Annotated in this window: 23 protein-coding genes; 13 read left to right on the top strand and 10 right to left on the bottom strand. The window is 62.3% G+C overall.

Annotation, left to right across the window (positions count from 1 at the left end; all coding sequences use genetic code 11):
- The first annotated feature begins 8 nt into the window (after positions 1–8).
- Together NKI85_RS12495 and aspS are read left to right on the top strand one after the other, a co-directional pair.
- Positions 9–836: a carbohydrate ABC transporter permease gene (locus tag NKI85_RS12495; protein WP_352525469.1), complete on the top strand. Its 828-nt coding sequence runs from the start codon at positions 9–11 to the stop codon at positions 834–836.
- Positions 837–1,052: 216 nt separating this feature from the next.
- Positions 1,053–2,843, top strand: a complete 1,791-nt coding sequence (aspS, locus tag NKI85_RS12500) for an aspartate--tRNA ligase (protein WP_352525468.1) — start codon at positions 1,053–1,055, stop codon at positions 2,841–2,843.
- Positions 2,844–2,923: 80 nt separating this feature from the next.
- Here the strand turns inward: aspS and NKI85_RS12505 are convergent, their stop codons facing one another.
- Complete coding sequence (locus tag NKI85_RS12505; protein ID WP_352525338.1) at positions 2,924–4,114, bottom strand: aq_1923 C-terminal domain; 1,191 nt, start codon at positions 4,112–4,114, stop codon at positions 2,924–2,926.
- A 257-nt stretch (positions 4,115–4,371) separates the two neighbouring features.
- Between NKI85_RS12505 and parC the strand changes: the two genes are divergently transcribed.
- Positions 4,372–6,624: a DNA topoisomerase IV subunit A gene (gene parC / locus NKI85_RS12510; RefSeq protein WP_352525337.1), complete on the top strand. Its 2,253-nt coding sequence runs from the start codon at positions 4,372–4,374 to the stop codon at positions 6,622–6,624.
- Between the two features lie 250 nt (positions 6,625–6,874).
- Positions 6,875–8,095, top strand: a complete 1,221-nt coding sequence (locus tag NKI85_RS12515) for an AI-2E family transporter (protein WP_352525336.1) — start codon at positions 6,875–6,877, stop codon at positions 8,093–8,095.
- Here NKI85_RS12515 and NKI85_RS12520 read toward each other — a convergent pair.
- The 3 genes from NKI85_RS12520 to NKI85_RS12530 form a co-directional block, all read right to left on the bottom strand.
- A complete protein-coding gene (locus NKI85_RS12520) occupies positions 8,083–8,979 on the bottom strand; it encodes a DMT family transporter (RefSeq protein ID WP_352525335.1) in 897 nt (298 codons plus the stop codon). The two genes, NKI85_RS12515 and NKI85_RS12520, sit on opposite strands and share 13 nt — an antisense overlap.
- A gap of 124 nt (positions 8,980–9,103) precedes the next feature.
- Positions 9,104–9,868 (bottom strand): arginyltransferase, encoded by a 765-nt coding sequence (locus NKI85_RS12525; RefSeq protein WP_352525334.1) that lies wholly within the window; start codon positions 9,866–9,868, stop codon positions 9,104–9,106.
- Positions 9,869–10,004: 136 nt separating this feature from the next.
- Positions 10,005–10,475: an RDD family protein gene (locus NKI85_RS12530; protein WP_352525332.1), complete on the bottom strand. Its 471-nt coding sequence runs from the start codon at positions 10,473–10,475 to the stop codon at positions 10,005–10,007.
- A 212-nt stretch (positions 10,476–10,687) separates the two neighbouring features.
- On the opposite strand from NKI85_RS12530, the gene sthA reads away from it, so the two are divergent.
- The 3 genes from sthA to NKI85_RS12545 all read left to right on the top strand — a co-directional run bounded on the left by sthA (position 10,688) and on the right by NKI85_RS12545 (position 13,893).
- Positions 10,688–12,076, top strand: a complete 1,389-nt coding sequence (gene sthA, locus NKI85_RS12535; protein WP_352525331.1) for a Si-specific NAD(P)(+) transhydrogenase — start codon at positions 10,688–10,690, stop codon at positions 12,074–12,076.
- 159 nt (positions 12,077–12,235) lie between these two features.
- Positions 12,236–13,444: an MFS transporter gene (locus NKI85_RS12540; protein WP_352525329.1), complete on the top strand. Its 1,209-nt coding sequence runs from the start codon at positions 12,236–12,238 to the stop codon at positions 13,442–13,444.
- A gap of 65 nt (positions 13,445–13,509) precedes the next feature.
- Positions 13,510–13,893: a VOC family protein gene (locus NKI85_RS12545; protein ID WP_352776792.1), complete on the top strand. Its 384-nt coding sequence runs from the start codon at positions 13,510–13,512 to the stop codon at positions 13,891–13,893.
- 33 nt (positions 13,894–13,926) lie between these two features.
- Here NKI85_RS12545 and NKI85_RS12550 read toward each other — a convergent pair whose 3' ends face one another.
- Positions 13,927–14,595 (bottom strand): alpha/beta hydrolase, encoded by a 669-nt coding sequence (locus NKI85_RS12550; RefSeq protein WP_352525327.1) that lies wholly within the window; start codon positions 14,593–14,595, stop codon positions 13,927–13,929.
- Between the two features lie 206 nt (positions 14,596–14,801).
- On the opposite strand from NKI85_RS12550, the gene NKI85_RS12555 reads away from it, so the two are divergent.
- Positions 14,802–15,977 (top strand): OpgC family protein, encoded by a 1,176-nt coding sequence (locus NKI85_RS12555; RefSeq protein WP_352525325.1) that lies wholly within the window; start codon positions 14,802–14,804, stop codon positions 15,975–15,977.
- 22 nt (positions 15,978–15,999) lie between these two features.
- Here NKI85_RS12555 and NKI85_RS12560 read toward each other — a convergent pair whose 3' ends face one another.
- Positions 16,000–17,082: a LacI family DNA-binding transcriptional regulator gene (locus tag NKI85_RS12560; RefSeq protein WP_352525324.1), complete on the bottom strand. Its 1,083-nt coding sequence runs from the start codon at positions 17,080–17,082 to the stop codon at positions 16,000–16,002.
- A 165-nt stretch (positions 17,083–17,247) separates the two neighbouring features.
- On the opposite strand from NKI85_RS12560, the gene NKI85_RS12565 reads away from it, so the two are divergent.
- Both NKI85_RS12565 and NKI85_RS12570 read left to right on the top strand, forming a co-directional pair.
- Positions 17,248–17,391 carry a hypothetical protein gene (locus NKI85_RS12565; protein ID WP_352776788.1) on the top strand — a complete coding sequence of 48 codons (144 nt, stop codon included), beginning with the start codon at positions 17,248–17,250 and terminating at the stop codon, positions 17,389–17,391.
- 63 nt (positions 17,392–17,454) lie between these two features.
- Positions 17,455–17,598: a hypothetical protein gene (locus NKI85_RS12570; RefSeq protein ID WP_352525323.1), complete on the top strand. Its 144-nt coding sequence runs from the start codon at positions 17,455–17,457 to the stop codon at positions 17,596–17,598.
- Between the two features lie 82 nt (positions 17,599–17,680).
- Here NKI85_RS12570 and NKI85_RS12575 read toward each other — a convergent pair whose 3' ends face one another.
- Complete coding sequence (locus tag NKI85_RS12575; RefSeq protein WP_352525322.1) at positions 17,681–18,049, bottom strand: DUF423 domain-containing protein; 369 nt, start codon at positions 18,047–18,049, stop codon at positions 17,681–17,683.
- A gap of 54 nt (positions 18,050–18,103) precedes the next feature.
- A complete protein-coding gene (locus NKI85_RS12580) occupies positions 18,104–19,363 on the bottom strand; it encodes a multidrug efflux MFS transporter (RefSeq protein WP_352525321.1) in 1,260 nt (419 codons plus the stop codon).
- A 170-nt stretch (positions 19,364–19,533) separates the two neighbouring features.
- Between NKI85_RS12580 and NKI85_RS12585 the strand changes: the two genes are divergently transcribed.
- Positions 19,534–20,196 (top strand): GntR family transcriptional regulator, encoded by a 663-nt coding sequence (locus NKI85_RS12585; RefSeq protein WP_352525319.1) that lies wholly within the window; start codon positions 19,534–19,536, stop codon positions 20,194–20,196.
- A 96-nt stretch (positions 20,197–20,292) separates the two neighbouring features.
- The gene (locus NKI85_RS12590) at positions 20,293–20,550 is read left to right on the top strand and encodes a DUF982 domain-containing protein (RefSeq protein WP_023674477.1); all 258 of its coding nucleotides are present in this window, start codon (positions 20,293–20,295) and stop codon (positions 20,548–20,550) included.
- A gap of 51 nt (positions 20,551–20,601) precedes the next feature.
- Here NKI85_RS12590 and NKI85_RS12595 read toward each other — a convergent pair whose 3' ends face one another.
- Together NKI85_RS12595 and NKI85_RS12600 are read right to left on the bottom strand one after the other, a co-directional pair.
- Positions 20,602–20,760 carry a hypothetical protein gene (locus NKI85_RS12595; protein ID WP_352525318.1) on the bottom strand — a complete coding sequence of 53 codons (159 nt, stop codon included), beginning with the start codon at positions 20,758–20,760 and terminating at the stop codon, positions 20,602–20,604.
- A 122-nt stretch (positions 20,761–20,882) separates the two neighbouring features.
- On the bottom strand, positions 20,883–21,926 hold the full coding sequence (locus NKI85_RS12600; RefSeq protein ID WP_352525317.1) for an aldo/keto reductase: 1,044 nt from the start codon (positions 21,924–21,926) through the stop codon (positions 20,883–20,885).
- A 269-nt stretch (positions 21,927–22,195) separates the two neighbouring features.
- On the opposite strand from NKI85_RS12600, the gene ppk2 reads away from it, so the two are divergent.
- Positions 22,196–23,116, top strand: a complete 921-nt coding sequence (gene ppk2 / locus NKI85_RS12605; protein ID WP_352776789.1) for a polyphosphate kinase 2 — start codon at positions 22,196–22,198, stop codon at positions 23,114–23,116.
- Positions 23,117–23,122: the final 6 nt, after the last annotated feature.

A 23,122-nucleotide genomic window follows, 5' to 3' on the forward strand; every position in this document is an offset into this window, starting at 1 on the left:
GACTACTGATCATGTGGATCGTCAAGCGCACCGCTTTCTACCTCCTCGTCGCCGTCATAGTCATCGTCGCGGTGTTCCCGTTCTACTACGCTATCATCACCAGCCTGAAATCGGGGACGGCACTCTTCCAGATCGACTACTGGCCGAAGACGATTAGCTTCAGCAATTACAGGACCGTTTTCACCGAGGGGACCTTCCTGCGCAACCTCGTGAACTCGCTGTTCATCTCGAGCGTCGTTGTCGCCATTTCGCTGTTCCTCGGCGTCACCGCCGCCTATGCGCTAGCACGCATCCGCTTCCGCGGTCGCTCGGCTCTGCTCCTCATTATCCTGTCCGTCTCGATGTTCCCGCAATTGGCGGTGCTTGCCGGGCTTTTCGAGCTGATCCGGGCCTTCGGCCTCTACAATTCGCCGTTCGCGCTGATCTTCTCCTACATGATCTTCACCTTGCCGTTCACCGTCTGGGTGCTCACCGCCTTCGTTCGCGACCTGCCGATCGAGATGGAGGAAGCGGCGATCCTCGACGGTGCTACGCCCTGGATCATCATGAGCCGCGTCTTCCTGCCGCTGATGTGGCCGGCGCTGGCGACCACCGGGCTTCTCGCCTTCATCGGTGCGTGGAACGAGTTCCTGTTCGCTCTGACGTTTACCTCCAACAACGAGCAGCGAACTGTGCCGGTCGCGATCGCGCTGCTCTCCGGCAGCTCGCAGTTCGAGATCCCGTGGGGCAACATCATGGCCGCATCGGTGATCGTCACCGTGCCGCTCGTCATCCTTGTCCTGATCTTCCAGCGCAAGATCATCTCCGGCCTCACCGCAGGCGGGGTCAAGGGATGAGGTGCATTAGTTGAACTGCCGGCACAGAGCAGCAGACTCAGATTAACGCCTCTCGCATGAATTGATGCCGGCGGGACAGGGGCGGGAAGAAACGCGAACTCGTGCCGGCGCCGCTTGCCTTGACAAATGCACCCTCTCATGTGCTTTTCGCGCAAATTTTCGGGCCGGGCCATCATGCCTCGGCCACAACCCAGCACCCGGACTTTAAGAATGACAATGCATCGTTACCGCAGCCATACCTGTGCCCAATTGAGGAAGGTCGATGTCGGCTCGACCGTTCGCCTGTCGGGTTGGGTGCATCGCGTGCGCGACCATGGCGGCCTGCTGTTCATCGATTTGCGCGACCATTACGGCCTGACCCAGATCGTCGCCGATCCGGATTCGCCTGCCTTCAAGATCGCCGAGACGCTGCGTGGCGAATGGGTCGTCCGCGTCGACGGCGAGGTCAAGGCGCGCCTCGCCGACACGGTGAACCCCAATTTGCCGACCGGCGAGATCGAGATTTTCGCGCGCGAGATCGACGTGCTGTCGGCGGCCAAGGAATTGCCGCTGCCGGTGTTCGGCGAGCCAGATTATCCGGAGGATATCCGCCTCAAATACCGCTTCCTCGACCTGCGCCGCGACACGCTGCACAAGAATATCGTGGCGCGGACGAAAATCATCGCCGAGATGCGCAAGCTGATGGGCGAGGTCGGCTTCACCGAATTCTCGACGCCGATCCTGACCGCCTCGTCGCCCGAAGGGGCGCGCGACTTCCTGGTGCCGTCGCGTATCCATCCCGGCAATTTCTACGCGCTGCCGCAGGCGCCGCAGCAGTACAAGCAGCTGATCATGGTGTCTGGCTTCGACCGCTACTTCCAGATCGCGCCGTGCTTCCGCGACGAGGATCCGCGCGCCGACCGCCTGCCGGGTGAATTCTACCAGCTCGACGTGGAGATGAGCTTCGTCGAGCAGGAGGACGTGTTCAACACCATGGAGCCGGTCATGCGAGGCGTTTTCGAGACCTTTGCCGCCGGCAAGCCGGTGACGCAGAAGTTTCCGCGCATCGCCTACGACGTCGCCATGCGCAAATACGGCACCGACAAGCCGGACCTGCGCAACCCCATCGAAATGCAGGCCGTGTCCGACCATTTCCGCGATTCCGGCTTCAAAGTGTTCGCCGACATCCTTGCCAACGATGCGAAGGCCGAGGTCTGGGCCATTCCGGCGAAAACCGGCGGTTCGCGCGCCTTTTGCGACCGCATGAACTCATGGGCGCAAGGCGAGGGCCAGCCCGGCCTCGGCTATATCTTCTGGCGCAAAGAGGGCGACAAGCTCGAAGGCGCCGGGCCGCTGGCCAAGAACATCGGCGAGGAGCGCACCGAGGCTATCCGCCTGCAACTCGGCCTTGCCGATGGCGATGCCGCCTTCTTCGTCGCCGGCGACCCGAAGAAGTTCGTCTCCTTCGCGGGAGCGGCGCGCACCCGCGCCGGCGAGGAGCTCAACCTTGTCGACCGCGACCGCTTCGAACTGTGCTGGATCGTCGATTTCCCGTTCTTCGAATGGAACGAGGAGGAGAAGAAGATCGACTTCGCGCACAATCCGTTCTCGATGCCGCAGGGTGGCATCGATGCGCTTAACGGCGAGGATCTGCTCGGCATCAAGGCGTTCCAGTACGATATGGTCTGCAACGGTTTCGAGATCGCTTCGGGCGGCATTCGCAACCATCTGCCCGAAACGATGGTCAAGGCATTCGAGACTGTTGGCTTGGACCGCGCAACCGTCGAGGAGCGCTTCGGTGGCCTCTACCGTGCCTTCCAGTATGGCGCGCCGCCGCATGGCGGCATGGCGGCCGGCATCGACCGCGTCGTCATGCTTCTGGTCGGCGCCAGGAACCTCCGCGAAGTGACGATGTTCCCGATGAACCAGCAGGCCTACGACCTGTTGATGAACGCGCCGTCGGAAGCCAGCCCGCAGCAACTTCGCGAATTGTCACTGCGCGTCGTGGCGGCGAAGAAAGAGGTTTAGGAAACGCTCTGAACCGGTTCTGTGGATTCATAAAAAAGCCCGGCATCACTGCCGGGCTTTTTGCTTGAAGGCTGTATCGATCAGTCTTCGTTCGCCGTAACCGTCACGCCCAGCGTTTTCGGCAGGTCGAGTGGGTTGGACATGGCGCCCGCCATGATCAGCGCGAACGGCACCGCTGCCGGCGGCTCGGCCGAGACCTCGATGCTTTGCGGGTCGTCGAGGAATTTGTTGACCGCGGCCGAAACCTGCGCCGTCAGTTCCGGATTGTTGAGCTGCGCCATGCCGAATGGCACGATCGCCTTGGCCTGGTTGGCGATGTCCTTGCCGGACATGCCCTGCTGCTTGCCGGCATAATCCAGCACCTTTTTGGTCAGCGAATCGTCATCGAAGCGGATCGAGGCGCTGTTGAACGAAAGCTGCTGCAGCAGCCCGAGCATGGCCATGCCTTGCGCCGAATTGTCGGCGCCTTCGGGTTGCGCTGCCATCTTCTTTTGCATCTCCTGCAGTGACTTGATGACGTCCAGCGTGTAGCCGCCGAGATTGAAAGTCATGCCGAACGTGCCGGCATTGTCGACCGAAATTTCATATTTCGACAAGTCCATCCTGCCGTCGGTAGGCTGCCAGGTACCTTCCATCTCAAGATTGCCTGAGATGTTCTGGTAGCCGAGCGCGTTGATGACTTCCTTGGACTTCGGATCTTCGACCAGCGTCAGGTCGGCAGTGAATTTTTCCGTGGTGCCGGAAAACTCCATGGCCTTGCCGTCGGCCGGCGGCGTGATTGCGATGGCAAGCCCGTCCATCGAGAACGCGGTCTTGTCGGCAACCTTGACCGTCATGTTGTCGAGCTCGGCCGATTTGTACATCATCAGCGAGCCCAGCGGACCGCTTGCACCTTCGGCCGGCACCGTCATGTCGTGGATGACGAAGGGGCTGAGATTGAGCGTGACGCCATCCTCGCTGTGTTCGAACGGCGAAGTCGATACGGTCGCGATTTGATAGCCGCCATTGGCTTCGGTCACGCCTTCGAGCTTGACGTCACCGATCTTGAGCGCCTCCTTTTCGGCCGCCGGTTTGACCGCTACGCCTTGCAGAACCATGCTCGAGGTGTCGCCGGTTACTCCGGTCCAGGAGAGGTCGACGCCCTGGGCGGCGAGGGCAGCCTTCAGTCGGTCGGCGACCGCGGTATCCTGCGCGAAGGCCGCATTCAGCGGCAGCGTCAGCAAAAAGGTCGAAAAAGCCAGTCTTTTAAGTGTCGAGTTTCTGATCGTCATCGAGAGCTCCCCTGAGAGTGTCCTGAAATTCTTTTCTTCGCGTCGTCACCATTCAGCGACGAACTGGACCGGAAAAAGGCGGGCCTCGGCACAATGGTCGAAAATAGCGGCCAAAGGCAAACCCGATCCATCAGGCTTGCGATAGAAGCAGACGGATTGATGTTGGCCGGCGTCGCGACGCTTCCAATTCCTGTTGCATAGGAGGACGTATGCTGGCGCCTCTTGCCGCGAATCACCCGCTCGGCTAGTGCCAGCCGATGGGAAAAAGGCTTTTGCCGCCTGAAACTGGCGGCGGCGACAATATCGAGCCGGTCGATCTGAAGAAGGCGCTGGAAGAGCGCTATCTCGCCTACGCGCTGTCGACCATCATGCACCGGGCGCTGCCCGACGTGCGCGACGGACTGAAGCCGGTGCATCGCCGCATCATGCATTCCATGCGCCTGTTGCGGCTCAACCCCGACCAGGGCTTTGCCAAATGCGCCCGCATCGTCGGCGAGGTGATGGGCAAATTCCATCCGCACGGCGACCAATCGATTTATGACGCACTGGTGCGGTTGGCGCAGGATTTTTCGATGCGCTATCCGCTGGTCGACGGGCAAGGCAATTTCGGCAATATCGACGGCGATAATGCCGCCGCCATGCGCTACACCGAAGCGCGCATGACGGAAGTGTCGACGCTGCTGCTGGAAGGCATCACCGAGGACGCCGTCGATTTCCGCCCGACCTACAACGAGGAAGACGAGGAGCCGGCCGTGCTGCCCGGCGCCTTCCCGAACCTGCTTGCCAACGGCTCGTCCGGTATCGCCGTCGGCATGGCGACCTCGATCCCGCCGCACAATGCCGCCGAGCTTTGCGACGCCGCGCTTCACCTGATCGATCATCCGGATGCGCCCGTCACCAAGCTGATGGACTTCGTGCAGGGGCCGGATTTTCCGACCGGCGGCATCATCGTCGACAGCCGTGCCTCGATCCTCGATGCCTATGAGACCGGCCGCGGCGGCTTTCGCGTCAGAGCGAAATGGAGCCAGGAGGACCAGGGCAGAGGCACCTGGAACATTGTCGTCACCGAAATCCCCTACGGCGTCCAGAAGGCCAGGCTGATCGAGAAGATCGCCGAGCTTTTGATGGCGCGCAAGCTGCCGCTGCTCGAGGATGTCCGCGACGAGAGCGCCGAGGACATCCGCGTCGTACTGGTGCCGAAGAGCCGCTCGGTCGATCCCGGCATCATGATGGAATCGCTGTTCAAGCTGACCGAGCTCGAAAGCCGCTTTCCGCTCAACATGAACGTGCTGTCGCGCGGCAAGGTGCCGAACGTGCTGTCGCTGAAGGGCGTGCTCAAGGAGTGGCTGGAGCACCGCCGCGACGTCTTGATCCGCCGCTCCAAGCACCGCCTCGGCGAAATCGAGAGGCGGCTGGAGATCCTCGCCGGCTACCTGATCGCCTACCTCAACATCGACGAGGTGATCAGGATCATCCGCGAGGAGGACGAGCCCAAGCAAGTGATGATGGCCCGCTGGTCGCTCACCGACACCCAGGCCGAGGCCATCCTCAATATGCGGCTGAGGGCGCTGCGCAAGCTCGAGGAATTCGAGATCCGCGAGGAATTCAACGGCCTGAGCGGCGAGAAGAAGCAAATCGAGGCGCTGCTCGCATCCGATGCCAAACAGTGGGCGACGATCAAGTGGGAAGTCGCCAACGTTCGCCAGAAATACGGGCCCGAGACCGAGATCGGCAAGCGCCGGACCGAGTTCGCAGATGCACCCGAACATGACCTGACCGATATCGCCCATGCCATGATCGAGCGCGAGCCGGTCACCGTCGTCGTTTCGGAAAAGGGCTGGCTGAGGGCCATGAAAGGTCATCTGACCGACCATTCGACTCTGACCTTCAAGGAAGGCGACAGCCTCAAGCTCGCCTTCCACGCCCAGACGACCGACAAGGTGCTGGTCTTCACCACCGGCGGCAAGTTCTACACGATCGGCGCCGACCGGCTGCCGGGTGGGCGCGGCCATGGCGAGCCGATCCGCATCATCGTCGACATGGACAATGACCAGGACATCGTCACCGCCTTCGTCCATGACCCCAAGCGCAAGCTGCTGCTGGTTTCGCATGACGGCAACGGTTTCATCGTGCCGGAAGAGGAGGTCGTGGCCAACACCCGCAAGGGCAAGCAGGTGATGAACGTCAAGGCGCCCGACGAGGCCCAGCGCTGCGTGATCGTCACCGGCGACCATCTCGCCATCATCGGCGAGAACCGGAAGATGCTGGTGTTCCCGCTGGCCGAGATACCGGAGATGGGGCGCGGCAAGGGCGTGCGCCTGCAGAAATACAAAGATGGCGGCGTCCTCGACCTCAAGACCTTCACGTTCGCAAGCGGCCTATCCTGGCAGGATTCGGCAGACCGCATCTTCACCAAATCGCGTGACGAGCTTGCCGAATGGATCGGCGCCCGCGCCTCGGCCGGCCGCATGGTGCCGAAGGGGTTCCCGAGGACTGGCAAGTTCGGGTGAGGCTGCAATCTCCCCCCTTGAGGGGGAGATGTTGCCGAAGGCGACAGAGGGGGTCGGCACGTCCTGACGCGACCCCCATCGCCAACGGAGGCAGCTGGCGCTTCACGCGCGGCAACCCCCTCTGGCCTGCCGGCCATCCCCCCACGAGGGGGGAGATCAGCAGCTTCCCTGTCACCATTTGGAATGTCGTCACGATTGCTGCACTATATCAGTGCATAAGCGATGGGATGGGCCAGGGAGAGTTGGGCGCTTGAAAGAAGCCAGAATCCAGAAACCGGAGCGGCAGCAGCGCCTGTTCGGCCTGTCGACGCCGCTCAGGGCCGCCGTCATTCCGCCGCTGTCGGCGGCGCGCTGGCTCCTGGTGCTGATCGTCGCCGCCGGCGTCTATTTCTTCCACGGCTTCCTGTTCCCGGTCCTTGCCGCCCTGGTGATCGCTTTCGCCAGCTGGCCGCTCTATCGGCGGCTGCTCGCCGGCGTCGGCGGCAACCGCACGATCGCCGCGACGCTTGCGATCCTTTTCATCCTGACCTTCCTGGTAGTGCCGATCGCGCTTGCCGGCACCTACGCCATCAACGAGGTGCGCGAATGGGTCGGCTGGGCGATCGAGACCAACCGCTACGGCGCGCCGACGCCGCACTGGATCGCCACGCTGCCTGTAGTGGGCGAATGGCTGAACGAGCAGTGGACGGTCAATCTCGGCCATCCCGGCGGTATCGGCGAACTGATCCAGCTGATCAGCGGTGCCAATATCGGCAGCATCTATCGCGGCGTGCTTGCCGCCGGCGGCAGCGCTTTCGGCCTTTTGCTGACGCTGCTGTTCATGATGATCGCGCTGTTCTTTGCCTATCGCGACGGCGAGCATTTCGCCGGGCAGGTCGACCGCCTCGGCGAACGCATCCTGCCGGCCAGATGGGAACGGATCTCACGCGTGGTGCCGGCGACGATCTCGTCGACGGTGACCGGCATGACCGTTATCGCCATCGGCGAAGGACTGGTGCTGGGCATCGCTTACTGGCTGGCCGGCGTGCCGTCGCCGGTGACGCTCGGCGCGCTGACCGGCATCATGGCGCTGATTCCCGGCGGCGCGCCGCTGTCCTTTACGCTGGTCTCGATCTATCTCGCCGCCAGCGGCTCGCCGATGGCCGGCCTGGCGCTGTTCATCTGGGGCGCGGTCGAACTCTTCATCGTCGACAAGACATTGCGCCCGAAGCTGGTCGGTGGCCCGATAAAGCTGCCCTTCCTGCCGACTTTTTTCGGCCTGATCGGCGGCGTCAAAACGATGGGTTTTCTCGGCCTGTTCATCGGCCCGGTGCTGATGGCCCTGCTGGTCGCGATCTGGCGCGAATGGCTGCGCGAGGTGGAACTGACCGATGAACTCGCTGCCGCCGAACCGACGGAGCAGGATGACGCACCGCCGCAGATCGAAATTGTCGCCGACCGCGCCGCCGCGAAAAAGAATCAGGCCGGGTGACTGACGGCGAGCGTGGCGCGGCGCTTGCGCCCCTCGTGCAGCTGCCAGAGCGAATGGCCGATCAAAGTGACGATGAGGATCGCGCCACCGATAAGGCTGTTGCGCGACGGCGTTTCGGCGAAGATCATCCACACCCAGACCGGCGCCAGCACGGTTTCGAGCAGATAAAACATCGCCACTTCCGGCCCGGAAATGTATTTAGGCCCGTTGGCGAGGCAGAAGAACGAGATCGGCATGATGACGGCGCCGTTGAAGACGATCCACCACGGTGCGCTGACCTGGAAACCAACCTTGGAGACCATGAGGGCGGCGACGGCAAGCGGCAGGACGACTCCGATCAGCGCGGTGAAACCCATATCCTTGCCGCTCGCGCGAGAGATGGTGATGGCCGCGGCGATCATAAAGGCCGAGCATAGCGCCATCAGGTCGCCGAAGAGATGCCCGGTTCCGACGGAATCGCCGACGATGATCACGACGCCGGCGATCATCAATGCCAGCGCTGCAAGCGTCAGTGGCCGTGGCCTCTCCTTCAGGAACAGCCACGACAAAAGGGCCGCGAACATGGTGGTGAAGGCCAGGATGAAAACGAGGTTTGCGGTCGAGGTGTTGTAGACGCCGGTAATAAAGGCGATCGAGCCGAGCCCGTAGAGGGCGGCAACGACAAGCCCCGACCAGCCCGGGATAAGCTGCGGTGCGTTTGTGCTCAGCGACCGCCAGACCGCCCAGATAATGAGGGTTGCGACGAAGGTTGTGCCGGTGCGCAACAGCAGGATCGTCCATGCCTCGCCGTCGGCGAGCCGGATCAGCGGAATGTCGACAGTCAGCGTCAACCCCCCGATGGCGGTGATCAGAAGGCCTTTCTGGTGGTCGTTGTGGGAAGACATGCCGCAATTCTCGCGATGAGCTTGGAGGCGCAAAATTTGACCCGCCCGGTCTTCCAGCCGATCGGCCGGAAGCCCAGCGGCATCCTCCTCGAAACAATCTAAGAGTGAATACCGAAAGCGGAAATCAGCGCGAAACCGCTTCGTGATTGTAGCGTTCCCAGCCTTTCGGGCCGAGATGCTCCTGCGGCTGGAAGCGCATCTTATAATTCATCTTGCGCGAGCCGTTGACCCAGTAGCCCAGGTAGACATGGGGCAGGCCCATCGCCCTGGCGCGGGCGATGTGGTCGAGGATCATGAAGGTGCCGAGCGAACGGTCCACGAAGTCCGGGTTGAAGTAGGAATAGACCATCGACAGGCCATCGGCCATCTTATCGGTGAGCGCCACGGCGATCAGTTCACCCTGGCCCTTGCCGGTGATGAAACTGTCGGGCCCGCGGCGGCGGTATTCGATGACCTTGGTGTCGACATGGGTATCCTCGATCATCATGGCGTAGTCGAGCACGGTCATGTCGGACATGCCGCCACGGCGGTGGCGGGCGTCGAGATAGCTGCGGAACAGCGAATACTGCTCGGTGGAGGGTTCGGCGTCGTGCATGGCGCCGACCAGATCCGAATTATGCTGTATGACCCGTTTCATGTTGCGGCTGGCGGTGAATTCCTGCGCCAGGATACGCACCGACACGCAGGCGCGGCAGGTCTCACAAGCCGGCCTGTAGGCGATGTTCTGCGACCGCCTGAAACCGCCTTGCGTCAACAGATCGTTCATCTCGGGGGCCTTGTCGCCGACCAGGTGTGTGAACACCTTGCGCTCGAACTGGCCCTCGAGATAGGGACATGGCGAGGGCGCGGTCAGAAAGAACTGTGGCGACTGGGTCGGGTGCTGCGTCATCGAGCCTTGGAAACACTCCTGCGAATCGCTCTACCTTTGGCGCGGATGCCGAAAAATTCAACAGGATTGTGAAGGCCTGGGTGATTGGACGTCTTCACTTTTGTGCGCAAAGGCTGCGGCCGCGCTTCAAAGCCGCTCAGCGGCCGCTGCGGCTGACGACCGTGCCGAGCAACAGGTCGTGCAGCGTGCGCTTGCGGTCGGAAAACAGGCTCACCAGCAGGACCAGCGGCGAAAGGATGACATTGCCCGCCCAGAACAGCACCGAATGCACGACGGCGGTCAGCCCGTCGATGCGGCTGCCGTCGAGCCGGTCGAGCCGGATGCCCATCATCTTCATGCCGGTTGTGGCCTGGTCTCTACTGCCGAGCGTGTTCCAGATGTAGAGGATGGCGACGGTCGGCACGAGAATGGAAAACAGCATCCAGCCGAGGCCAAGCGTCAACAGCCCGAACAGGAACACCAGGATCGCGAAAGGAATGGTGAGCAGCGCCACGATGAAATAATCGATGACGAAGGCGAGAATGCGCCGCGTGCGCACGCCGTCATAGGCGCGGACATCTTCGAGCCTGCTGGTGATGATTTCGCCGTCGAGAACGCGAGCGTTCATGTCATTTCCTCGTAATCGAACCCGGGTTAATGCACGGGGCCGCCTCTCGGTGAAATGGTGAAGGTTCGCGGCGGAATCAAGATCGAGCCTTTTGCCGCCGCGTAGATAGTGACGGAGTGCCTGGTGCCGTCTGACTTGTTGAATTCATGGCGCGGATAGCGTTAGCTTGTTGCGGCGCAACAAAAGGTGCCGAGCCGAGGGGACGGGGCGACATGGACTACGACATGCTGGTCATCGGCAGCGGCCCTTCCGGGCGCCGCGCTGCGGTGCAGTCGGCCAAGCTCGGCAAGTCGGTGCTGGTGGTCGATAGGGGCCGGCGCCTCGGCGGCGTGTCGGTGCATACCGGCACCATCCCGTCGAAGACGTTGCGCGAGACGGTGCTCAACCTCTCAGGCTGGCGTGAGCGCGGCTTTTATGGACGCGGCTACCGTGTGAAGCAGGACATTTCGGTCGGCGATTTGGTCGAGCGCCTGCACAAGACGCTCGACCATGAGGTCGAGGTGCTGCAGCACCAGTTCATGCGCAACACGGTCAAGAGCGCGCGCGCCGCGGTAAAATTCCTCGGCCCCAACAAGGTCAGCCTGACCACCGACACCGGCGACTACAGCGAGGTTGGCTTTGCCCATGCGCTGATCGCGGTCGGCACCCGGCCGCACCGGCCGCGCGACGTGCCCTTCGACAAGACACGTGTCTTTGACAGCGATGAGATGCTGGAACTCGACCGCCTGCCGCGCACGCTGACGGTGATCGGCGCCGGCGTTATCGGCGTCGAATATGCGACGATTTTTTCGGCGCTCGACGTGCCGGTCACGCTGGTAGAGCCCCGCAACACCATGTTGGATTTCGTCGACCGCGAGATCGTCGATGACTTCATCCATCAGATGCGCGACCGCGGCATGACGATTCGATTGGGCAGTGCCGTCAAGGAGATCGCCTCGAAACCCGATTACGCCGAGGTGACGCTGGCCGACGGCCGCACCATACGTTCCGAGATCGTGCTTTATGCTGCAGGGCGTACCGGCAATGTCGGCAGCCTGGGGTTGGAAGCGGTCGGCATCGAAGCCGATTCCCGAGGCCGCATCAAGGTCGATCCGCAGACCTTCCAGACCAGCGCGCCGAACATCTATGCCGCCGGTGACGTCATCGGCTTTCCGAGCTTGGCCTCGACCTCGATGGAGCAGGGCAGGGTGGCTGCCTGCCACGCGTTCGGCGTGCCCTTGCCGCCGCCGCCCGAGACCTTTCCTTACGGCATCTACGCCGTGCCGGAAATCTCCACCGTCGGCCAGTCCGAGGAGCAGGTGCGCGAGAGTGGTGCCGCCTATGAGGTCGGCGTGGCGCGGTTTCGCGAGACATCGCGCGGCCACATCATGGGCGTCAACACTGGCTTCCTGAAGCTTTTGTTCTCGATAGAAACACGCCGTCTGCTCGGCGCCCATATTGTCGGCGAGGGCGCGACCGAACTCATCCACATTGGCCAGGCGGTCATCAATCTCGGCGGCACTGTCGACTTTTTCGTCAACAACACCTTCAACTATCCGACGCTGGCCGAAGCCTACAAGATCGCCGGGCTGGATGCCTGGAACAGGATGGGGCGGGCGTAGACGATGATCCCGAATCGAAGGACCGCGTCAGCGAAAAGTGGGCATCGGTTTTGCTGCGCGGACCTTCGGATGGGGGCAGGACACTCAGCAGTGGCGCATTGCAACCGACATGGTAGCCGTTGCGTTTCAGCCAAACGGATTGCCGAACAGGGCAAAGCAATGACTGGGGCAGCGCCAAGGAAAACCTTCGCCTGGATTTCCCGAAACACGGTGCTTCTGGCGCTGGCGAGCCTGTTTGCCGACATTTCGACAGAGATGCTTTATCCGATCCTGCCGATCTTCCTAACACAGACTCTGCACGCAAGCGGGAGCGTCGTCGGTCTGGTCGACGGAATCGCCCAGGCGACGCAGAACATCGTGCAAGGTTTTTCGGGCTGGCTCTCGGACAGGTTTCAGAAGCGGAAACCGATAGCCCTCATTGGCTATTTTCTGGCCTCTATCGCCAAACCGCTGATCGGCATGGCCACGGTGTGGCCGATGGTCCTGGGCGCGCGGTTTGTGGATCGGCTCGGTGCAGGCTTCCGATCCGCTCCGCGCGACGCGCTCCTTGCTTCGTCCGTGGCCGAGGAGCACCGAGGCAAAGCATTCGGCCTCGAAGGCATTGGCGATAATCTGGGAGCGTTTCTGGGGCCACTGCTCGCGGTGCTGCTTCTCATCGCGCTCAAAGTCGATATCCGCTGGATCTTCTATCTCGCGCTCATTCCCGGTCTCCTCGCCTTCCTCATGGTGGTGTTGGTGCACGAGCAGCCACTGGCCGTAGCCGCAAAGGCCAAGATCGACGTCAATCTGCGGCAGTTTCCCAAAGCCTACTGGACCTATCTCTTGGTGACAGCTCTCTTCGGCATCGGCAATTCGAGCAATGCATTTCTGATTCTGCAAACACAGGATATCGGTGCCTCTTTGGAGGCAACCATTCTTATCTACGCAGGCTTCAATCTCGTTGCGGCGCTGACTTCCTACCCGGCCGGCTTTCTATCGGACCGCTTCGGCCGCAAGGGCGTGTTACTGTCGTCCTTCGTCATCTTCCTGATCGCCTATCTCGGCTTCGCCTTGACCCGGAACATCTATCTGATCGGGCTGCTTTTTGCCTTCTACGGGTTCTATCAAGGCATCTTCCGCTCAGTCGGCAAGGCATTCGCCTCGGACTTCGTGCCGCAAGAGCTGCGTGCCAGCGGCATCGGCTGGTACAGCACCACGGTCGGCCTGCTGGAACTCGCGGCAAGCGTTGTCGCCGGACAGCTCTGGGATCGTGTAAGCCATGAGGCGGTGTTCATCTACGGCGCTGTCTTCGCCGTGGTCGGCAGTGCTGGTCTGCTTGCCCTGCTTCCCTGGCGAACCAACGGTCATAGTGTGTCGGCGGCGTCGTAGTGCCGCCGGGGCGTTGCCGATGATGAGCAGCCTTTGATAAAACGTTCTACTCAAACGGAAGGTCCCTGATCATGACGCCCGTCAGTGTTCGCTATATTGTCGACGATGTCGCTGCTTCCATCGATTTCTACGTGAAGCATCTGGGCTTTGCCATTGAACGGGATGCGCGGCCGGCTTTCTGCTCGGTCACGCACGGCGATCTGCGGCTTCTGCTGAGCGGGCCGGAGAGCTCGGGCGCACGGGCGATGCCGGATGGCCGCCGGCCGGTGCCGGGAGGGTGGAACCGCATCCTGCTGGTGGTGCCGGATCTGAAGCAAGAGGTTGCGCGCCTGAAGGGCGCCGGGCTCGCCTTCTGCAACGATATCATCAACGGCGTCGGCGGCTCGCAGACCCTGCTCGAAGACCCGTCCGGCAATGTGATCGAGCTGTTCCAGCCCGCCGCACACTGACATTCGATGGTCGGGCCCGCGTTGTGCGTGCGCTCAATCCGCTCGTTCAGCAGTTGCCTGACCCGCCAGCCACTGCCTGACGATTTCAGCATCCGGATCGCCGATTTCGTGGCCTGAGGCAATGGTGTGGGCCTCCACCTTGGCGCCACGCGAACTGAGCAGCGCGACCAGCGCCGGTGCGAAGGGCGCGTAGATCAGGTCGGCGGCGCCGGCGATGATCAGAGCCCGCGCCTTCGACAGGTCGGCCGGCGGCACCTCGTCGAGCACCGGCATCGGACGCAGCAATGCAGCGCGCTCGATGAGGCCAGGATGCAGCAGCATGACGCTTGAAACCAGATTGGCGCCGTTCGAATAGCCGAGAAAGGTCGCGCGGCGGAGATCGAGGCTGTGGCGCTTCGCGACGCCGGCGACGAAGCCTGCAAACGCATCTGCCTCCGCGCGGATACTTGCCTGCTCGAATCGCGTCGGGGTGATTCGCGTGAACCAGCGGAAACCGTCCTCCTGAGGGATGCGGCCACGGACCGTAACCAGCGCCGCGTGCGGCGCGATTTGCCGACCAAACGGCAGCAAGGTCGTCTCGTCGACACCCGATCCATGCAACAGGAACAGCCAGTCACCGGGTAAATTGGCGGGTCGACGGAGCCGGTAGAAAAAGCCTGAATTCTCCTGCAAAATACCGTCTTCGAGGCTTTCCTCGGCCATAGTCACATCCTTTTGATTTCGCGTTACTTTCGTTAATTTGCCGGCTTCAAAACGGAATATTTTCAAGCTCCGCGAAAGTTGATTGAACCGGGCGCATTTCAGTCCGTTTCTTCGCCGATATAATCCCCGCGGGAGGGATCGAAGCAGTGTGCGCCGGGGTGGTCGCATTGCCGGGCATGAACAACCAGCTTTAAGGCCTTTTATCGATGACCATGCCAGTTTCGCCGGAACGCGATACGCGTATTGATGTGTTCCGGGCTCTCGCCCTCCTGACCATATTCGTCGACCACGTGCCGGGCACCGTGTTCGAAACCCTGACCTACAAGAATTTCGGGTTTTCAGATGCGGCCGAGGCCTTCGTGCTGATCTCCGGCATGTCCGTCGCTCTCGCCTACGGCACCAAATTCCAGCCGGGAAACCGGCTGATTGCAACGCTGAAAATGTGGCGCCGCGCCGGCGTGCTCTATGTCACCCACATCGTCACGACGATGGTGGTGATGGCCATTTTCTGCGCGGCGGCTGTGTTTGCGAAACGGCCGGACCTTCTGACGCTGATCAACATCGAGCCGCTCGTCAGGAACCCGCCACAAGTCCTGGTCGGCATCGTCACGCTCGGCCATCAGCTCGGTTACAACAACATACTGCCGGTCTATGCGGCGCTGCTGTTGATGGCGCCGGCCTTCCTGCTGTTCATCAGCTACAGGCCACTGGCGGCGCTTGCCGTATCCGCAGCCCTTTGGCTGATCGCCGGAATCTACCAGATCGCGCCGCCGAACTACCCGGAGCCCGGTTTCTGGTTCCTCAATCCGCTGTCATGGCAATTGCTGTTCAATATCGGCATGGCCAGCGTGTTGCATGTGCGGCGCGGCGGCACCATCCCGGTCAATCGCTGGCTGGTCGGCGCGGCCGCCGCCTATGTGCTGACGGCGCTCGTCTGGGTGCACAGCCCGTTGTGGGGGCATGTGTCGTGGCTCGACCTGCCGGTGGTGCTGACCGGTTTCGACAAGACGTTCCTGTCCTTGCCGCGGCTGCTGCACATCCTGGCGATGAGCTACCTGGTCGTCGCCTTGCCTTTCGTCTCGAACCTGTTTCGCACCGGCCGCGACAATCCGCTCGCCATATTGGGCAAACGCTCGCTGCCCGTTTTCATTGCCGGCACGGTGATTGCCATGGCGGCACAGGTGATGAAGCTGATCAACCCGGGCGGCTTTGCCTATGACAGTCTGCTGCTCGCCGCCGGCATCGCCATGCAGTTCGCGCTCGCCTTCTATCTGGAATGGCTGTCCGCTATCGGCTGGTCCGGCAAGGGCAAGCCGGTCCGCAACGAGGCGTCGCCTGTCCGTCCATCCTTTGGCATCGGTCCCATGGCGGCCAATCGATAAGATTTGGAGCCGATCTGCCCAGTCAACCTGTGCCTGGCGGCGGCCCGGACGACGCCCTGACGACAAGTTCGACGCCGAGCGTTTCTCGCCGCACCGTGCCGTCGAAGTCGAGGATCCTTCGCGCCGCCCGGCGACCGATCTCGGCGATCGGCTGGGCGACGGTGGTAAGTGGAGGATCGCAAATTGCGGCTTCAGGCACGCCGTCGAAGCCGACGACGGAAACATCGCGAGGGACCGCAATGCCCCGCGCGTTGAGCCATTCCAACGCTTCCATCGCGACCCGGTCCGACATCGCCAGGATGGCGGTCGGCGGTTCTGCCGAGGCGAAGATGGTTTCGAGGCCGGCCTTTGTGCTGGCCTCGTCGTTTTCAGTCTCGTAGACCGGCACTTTGGCGGTATCGACACCGAACCGGGAAAGCTCTTCGAGATAGCCGAGGAGGCGGTCACGGGTTCCCGTATAGACCGCCGTCCGGACCCGCTCGGGCGAGACAAGACCGGTGCTGTCGTCGGCGAAGGCCAGCGACAGCACGGCGAAGCGGCGATGTCCAAGTTCCGCCAGATGGCGCGCCGCGAGCCGGCCGCCGGCAACATTGTCGACGCCGATCGCGGAGACCGTGTCGTCCTGCGAGCCGAGCTCGAGCGCGACGAAGGGGAGCTTGCGTTCGCGCGTCAGCTCGACGAGGCGCGGACCGCCCTCGATGCAAAACAGGATGAAGCCGTCAACCAGGGCGCTCTGGATGTTCCAGGCAAGTTTTTCCTCGTTGCCGGCCGACACGAGGGCTATTCCAGCGCCGGTGGCGTCGCATGCCTCCGAAATGCCGGCCATCATCACGCGGGCAAAAGGGTCGTCGAAGAAATAGGACAGCGGCTCGGTGGTGGCGACGCCGATCGCGTTGACCTTGCCGGCACGCAGCAGGCGGCCCTTGGGATCGGGGCCGGCATAGCCCAGCGCCTCGGCCGCCGCCTTGACGCGCGCGCGGACTTCCTCACGCACGATTTCGGGACGGCTGAAGACATTGGAGGCGGTGCCGTGTGATACGCCCGCGGCTTTGGCGATGTCCGCCAGCCGGATGGGCCTCCTGCTGCCTTCGGTGAGTGATGCCATTTGTTTGTCTCCGGGACTCCGGTCCAACAGTATCGCCGATTACCTACCACTTTCGTTGGATCGATTCAAATTTTTGCTTGACATTTATGGTGCGACGCGTATTCTTTGAATCGATCCAAGAGCGTTTTTCGTCCCCAGATTGGATCGATACAAGAGGAGAGTGCCATGCACCCCGTCAATTATCTGTTCGAGGACATTTACCGGAACGACTGGAGCATCCGTTCGAGCGCGGAGGCCCGGAAGCGGCGAGACAGGACCGGTCCGTGGATTCGCGACCTGCGTTTCCTGGTGGGACGCAAGCGGAGCTGATCTGCAAAGTATTTTTGTGCCTGCTGATTGGATCGATTCAAATAAGCAAGAGGAGATGAAGTCATGCACCCGATCAACCATCTGTTCGAAGACATCTATCGCAATTATTGGGGCATTTCGCCGGCCACTGAGCGGCCGGAACGGCGGCGTGTAGTCAAGGCGACCAAGCGCGATGGTCAACTCCGGCCCGAACGTCGGCAAGACTGAGTTGGCAAGACAGAGCCCGCAAGACTGAGCCAGTGGATCGAGGGCCGCTGGCGAAGAGCAGCAGCCGCCAGTGGCTGCCGCGTCAAGGGCGCGGGCGTACGAGCGCCGAGGCTGCCATCACCAGCCAGCCGCCGATGAGCACGGTGCCGCCGATCGGCGCCGACATCGGGAACAGCCGCGAGCCAAGGAAGTCCCGGGCGAGGAGATCTCCCGAGAACAGCAGAAGCCCGATGAGAAGGATGAGGCTTCCGGTTCGCAGGATGCTATTTCCACCGAGCAGCCCGACGGCAAGGAAGACTGGTGCATGCATGAGCAGGAAGGACGCGGCCGTACCGACGAAAGCGCCGCCGAGATGCGCCGCCGCCGCCGAAAGCGCCACGCCGGTTGCGCCGCACAGTCCGCCGGCAAAAACAAGAATGCTGCTGCCTGCCGTGTGTTCGGCCATGCTCATTTCCACGCCTCCGTGATTCCTGGCGACCGCCTGAGATAGTGCTTGCGAACCGTGTCAGGATTTGCCGGCTTCCGCCAGCATGTCGCGTTCGCGGCGTGACTGCACCAGCCAATTATAGGCCGCTCCGCCCGCCATCAGCACGGACGTGCCGAGAAACACCGCGCGCATGCCGAAATGGCCGCCGACGAAGCCGCCGAGCAGCGGCCCGGCGACCTGCCCGACATATTGCGCCGAGATCGATAAGCCCAGCACATTGCCGCCGACGCCGTCCGGCACATTGTGGCGGATGACGCTGGTGATGCAGGGCAAAAGACCGCCAAGCGCCAGGCCCATCAGGAAACGCAGGCCGACGAGCTGCCAGCCCTGCGTGACGAAGGCCTGCGGGATCAACAGTAGCCCCGAGACTGCGAGTGCGGCAACGATGACGTTCCAGTGGCCGATACGGTCGGCGAGCTTGCCGAGCCGCGAAGCCGACAGGATGGCGCCAAGCGCTGCCGCCGACATGACGATGCCGGAGACCAGCGTGACGCGACTCTGATCTTCGATGAGCTGCTGGACGTAAACCGTGATGATCGGCTCGATCGACATGGTGGCGAAACTCAACAGCATGCCGGTCGCCAGCATGGCGACGACGGGGCGCTTGTCGGGAATCTGCGACCAGCCGCCTTTCGCTTTTTCTTCTGACGCGGCCTTGGCGGCAACCAGGCGAGGGGCCTCCTTGATCAGCAAGGTGGTTGCCAGAAACGCCAGGAAAATGACGCCGCCGGCGAGCAGGAATGTGGCGCGGATCCCAATCAGCGGCGGCAGCGCGCCGCCGAGCAACGGGCCGACCAGGGCACCGGCCGTGATGCCGGCCGACAGCACGCCCAGCGCCCAGCCGGAGCGATCCTTCGGCGTCTGCATGGCAACCAGGATGGTCGAGCCTGAAGAATAGCCGCCAGCAAAGCCGATCAGTAGGCGCAAGAACACCAATTGCCAGACGGTCTGCACCATGCCGGTCAGCGACATGCACAGCGCCATGCCGAAACTGGCACGCACCAGCATCAATTTGCGGCCGTAGCGGTCGCCTAGCCGCCCCCACAGGGGTGCGACCAGCGCGGCAGCAAAGAAGGTGGCGCCGTAGGCGATGCCCGACCACTGCACGATCGCCGCATGGCCCTCGGCGCCCAGCTGCTCGACGTAGAGCGGCAGGAAGGGCAACAGCAGCGTCATCGCCACGAGCGTGCTGAACGAGCCGGCAAAGCAAACGGCGAGATTGCGGCGCCAGTGGATGTTGTGGGTGTCTTGCACGGCGAGGGTGGCGTCTTGGGGCATATCAGATACTGCTATCGTTAGCTTGCTGCGGATACGACTTTGGTATACCAAACTGGTATCCGTCATGAACGCAAGGCTGGCCGCTGTCAATGCGGTCCCTGCAATGTGATCGCCAACAGTGGCCGGTGAACAAGAGGGCCGACGAACCGGCTCCAGCAAACGGAACGCCAATGTCGCAGATGCAGAACGTCGAAAAGCAGCTTCGCGAGATGATCCTCGGGCTCGAGATCGGTCCCGGCGAGCGGCTGACGGAGCGCTGGATCGAAAGCCGCTTCGGCGCCTCGCGCACGCCGGTCAGGGCGGCATTGCTGCGATTAGAGACCGAAGGCCTGGTCTGCCGCGACGGCCGCGGCTGGACGGTCTCGCCCATCAATCTTGCTGAGCTGGAGCAGATCGCGGTCTACCGCGAGGCGGTCGAGGTCGCGGCACTCAGGCTGACTTGTGCCTTGCAGGATAGGAGTGCCGTCGAAATCATCGAGGCGATGCTCGATTCTTGCGACGACAAGACGCCGCGCGAGGAATGGCATCGCGTCGGCATGGATTTTCATATCGAGCTGGCACGCCTGTCTGGCAACGAGTTCCTGTTCAGGGCGGTTCGCGACGCGATGACGCGGCTGTCGCGCGCCCGATGGCTCGAGGTTCGCGACGAGGCGGCACTTGGCCGTGCCTGGGCAGAACACCATGCCATCCTATCGGCGGTGCGGGCAGGCGATGCCGATGGGGCTGCCCGCCTGCTTTCAGCCCATATCGTCGGCAGCCGCGACCGGCTGGTAACGTCGCTGCGCAACGACCGGCGCGGCCTGCGCGCCAGGGGATTTGCCGTCGTCGCCTGAGTCCGGATCCGCGGCCATTGATCACGAAAAAGGCAGATGAGCGAAGAAAGCTACTTTCGGTCTCGCTTCGCAAATGCTGATGGCGTAAGAGCGGCGATGGAAAACAATCGATTTGACACACCCGTGACCGTCAAGGGCGCGGCGGGAAGCAACCAGCTCTTGCGTACGGCTCGCGAGGCTTCCGACTACCTCCTCAACAATTGGCCCGGCAAGCGCAGCCCCAAGCATCGCGAAGCGCTGCAGGCCTGTCACGATGCGCTGGCCGGCGACAAGCCGGCCATGAACGCAAGACGGGCCTTCATTGCCGCCGCCCGCGAAGTGAACGTCTTCGTCAGCGACAAGGCGCCCGCCTAAGGCATAGCGGGACTTGACCGAGATCCGGCCCGCCTGGCGGGCCGGATCTCATCACTCTGCCGTTTCGGTTTTGGTTTGGGACTCGCTTTCGTCCTCGGGCGTCGACCGTTCCTTGGCCGCGACTTTGGCAGCCTGCTTTTCCGCCTTCTTGGCAGCCTTCTGCCGGTCGCGTTCCTTGCGTTCCTGACCGTAGTTCGGTGCTCGCGCCATATCGTTTCCTTTCATTGTGCTTGGCCCTTGCCTAGGAGCATTGAGCCACAAATACAACACCGCAGGGCACGATCGGCTCCATATCTCAGCGCAGTTCCGGGAGTCCGGCTTCAGCCCGTTTTTCAGGCGCCGTCCCGGTCGAGAACCAGATCGGCCGGACCGAACCGGTCCTTCGCCGTGAACTGCTGGTGCCAGTAGGGATAGAGCACGGGTGGCCTGCTGACCGCGTCGAGGCGTGTGCGCTCCTCATCGGCAAGCACCAGGCTTGCAGCAGCGATATTGTCCTTGAAATGCGCTTCGGTTCGTCCGCCGATCACCAGCGAGCTGACAGCGGGCCGGCCGAGCAGCCAGGCAAGCGCCACCTGCGCCGCCGACACGCCATGGTTGTTGCCGACGTCGATCAGCACATCGACGATCCGCCACAGCCGGTCCTCGTCGCGGATCGGCGGTTCCGACCAGCCGCTGAGCTGGCGGGCGGTCGGCTGGTCGCGGCGGTATTTGCCGGACAGCAATCCGCCGGCGAGCGGGCTCCAGACCAGCACACCGAGCCCCTGGTCGACCGAGATCGGCAACAATTCATACTCGGCTTCGCGCGCTTCCAGCGTGTAATGGATTTGCTGGGTAACGAAGCGCGGCTGGTGCTGACGGTCGGCGATGCCGAGTCCCTTCATTACTTGCCAGCCCGAATAATTGGAACAGCCGACGTAGCGAACCTTGCCCTGCGTGACCAGAGTGTCTAGCGCGGCAATGGTTTCCTCGAGTGGTGTCAGGCCATCCCACTCGTGCAGGAAATAGATGTCGATGACATCGGTTCTGAGCCGCTTCAGGCTCCTCTCGCATTCGCGGATCAGATGGTAGCGCGACAGGCCTTCATCATTAGGGCCTTTGCCGATCCGCATGCGCGCCTTGGAGGCGATCAGCACGTCGCCTTTGCGCTTGCCGCCGAGCGCCTCGCCGATGATCTCTTCCGACAGCCCGTTCGAATAGACGTTGGCGGTGTCGATGACATTGATGCCGGTGTCGATGCAAAGGTCGATCATCCGGCGCGCCTCGTCGAGATCGGTCTTGCCGACCGCCGAAAACGCGCCGCCGCCGCCGAAGGTCATGGTGCCCATGGTCAGCGTCGAGACCTTCAGCCCGGAATGGCCGAGAGTGCGGTATTCCATGTCGTATCCTCACGATTTATTGGAAAAGGCCGCGCTTCAAGCGTCAGCCCTGAATGAACCGGGCATTTGTAGGACAATTCGTGCCGCTTGTCTCCCATGCTGCAGGGGCAAGATCGATCACATCTTGCGGATTGGACGCGCAGCCGGCGCAGGGTGGGCTGCAATAAAACCGTCATTGCCGGCCTATAGTAATTTCGGTTCGGCGCTTTGTTTTCCGGCCGCCCGGCCGGGCGGCAGAGCGTCTGGCGGCTGTAAGCGGAGCGGCGCAAATGACCGAGACAAAACAGAATTCCCCGGCCAGGGACTGGCTCGAAGCGGAACTCGCCGACACGCTCGACGAAGACTATGAGCTGGAAATCTCGGAGCCGGCGCTGTCGATGGAGATCGCCAAGATCTACAAGGATGCACATCCGCCATCGATCGACCGCCTGCAATATTTTCGCGATCTCATCACGCTGCAATCCGAATTGATCAAGCTGCAGTCCTGGGTCGCCTATCACAAGAAGAAGCTCGTCGTGGTCTTCGAGGGCCGCGACTCGGCGGGCAAGGGTGGCGTCATCAAGCGCATCACCCAGCGGCTCAATCCGCGTATCTGCCGCGTCGTAGCACTTCCGGCGCCGACCGAGCGGGAGAAGTCGCAATGGTATTTCCAGCGCTACGTTCCGCATCTGCCGGCCGGCGGCGAGATCGTGCTGTTCGACCGCTCCTGGTATAACCGCTCCGGCGTCGAGCGGGTGATGGGCTTTGCCCAGCCGGATCAGGCCGAGCAGTTCTTCCGCGACGTGCCGGATTTCGAACGCATGCTGGTCCGTTCCGGTGTCACGCTGGTCAAATACTGGTTCTCCATCACCGACGAGGAGCAGCAGATGCGCTTCCTAATGCGCATCCACGACCCGATGAAGCAGTGGAAACTGTCGCCGATGGACCTGCAGTCGCGCGTGCGCTGGGAACAGTACACCAAGGCCAAGGAAGAGACATTCGCCCGCACCAACATTCCCGAAGCCCCGTGGTTCATCGTCGAGGGCAACGACAAGAAGCGGGCACGGCTGAACTGTATCGACCATCTCCTCAAGCAAATGCCCTATGAAGAGGTGCCGCACGAGGAGATCACGCTACCGGAGCGCGTCTTCAATCCCGAATACGAGCGCCAGGTGCTGCCGCGCGAGCTGTATGTGCCGGAGAAATACTGAGTAAAC

It is taken from the genome of Mesorhizobium sp. M0571, assembly GCF_040320985.1.
GTDB lineage: Bacteria > Pseudomonadota > Alphaproteobacteria > Rhizobiales > Rhizobiaceae > Mesorhizobium.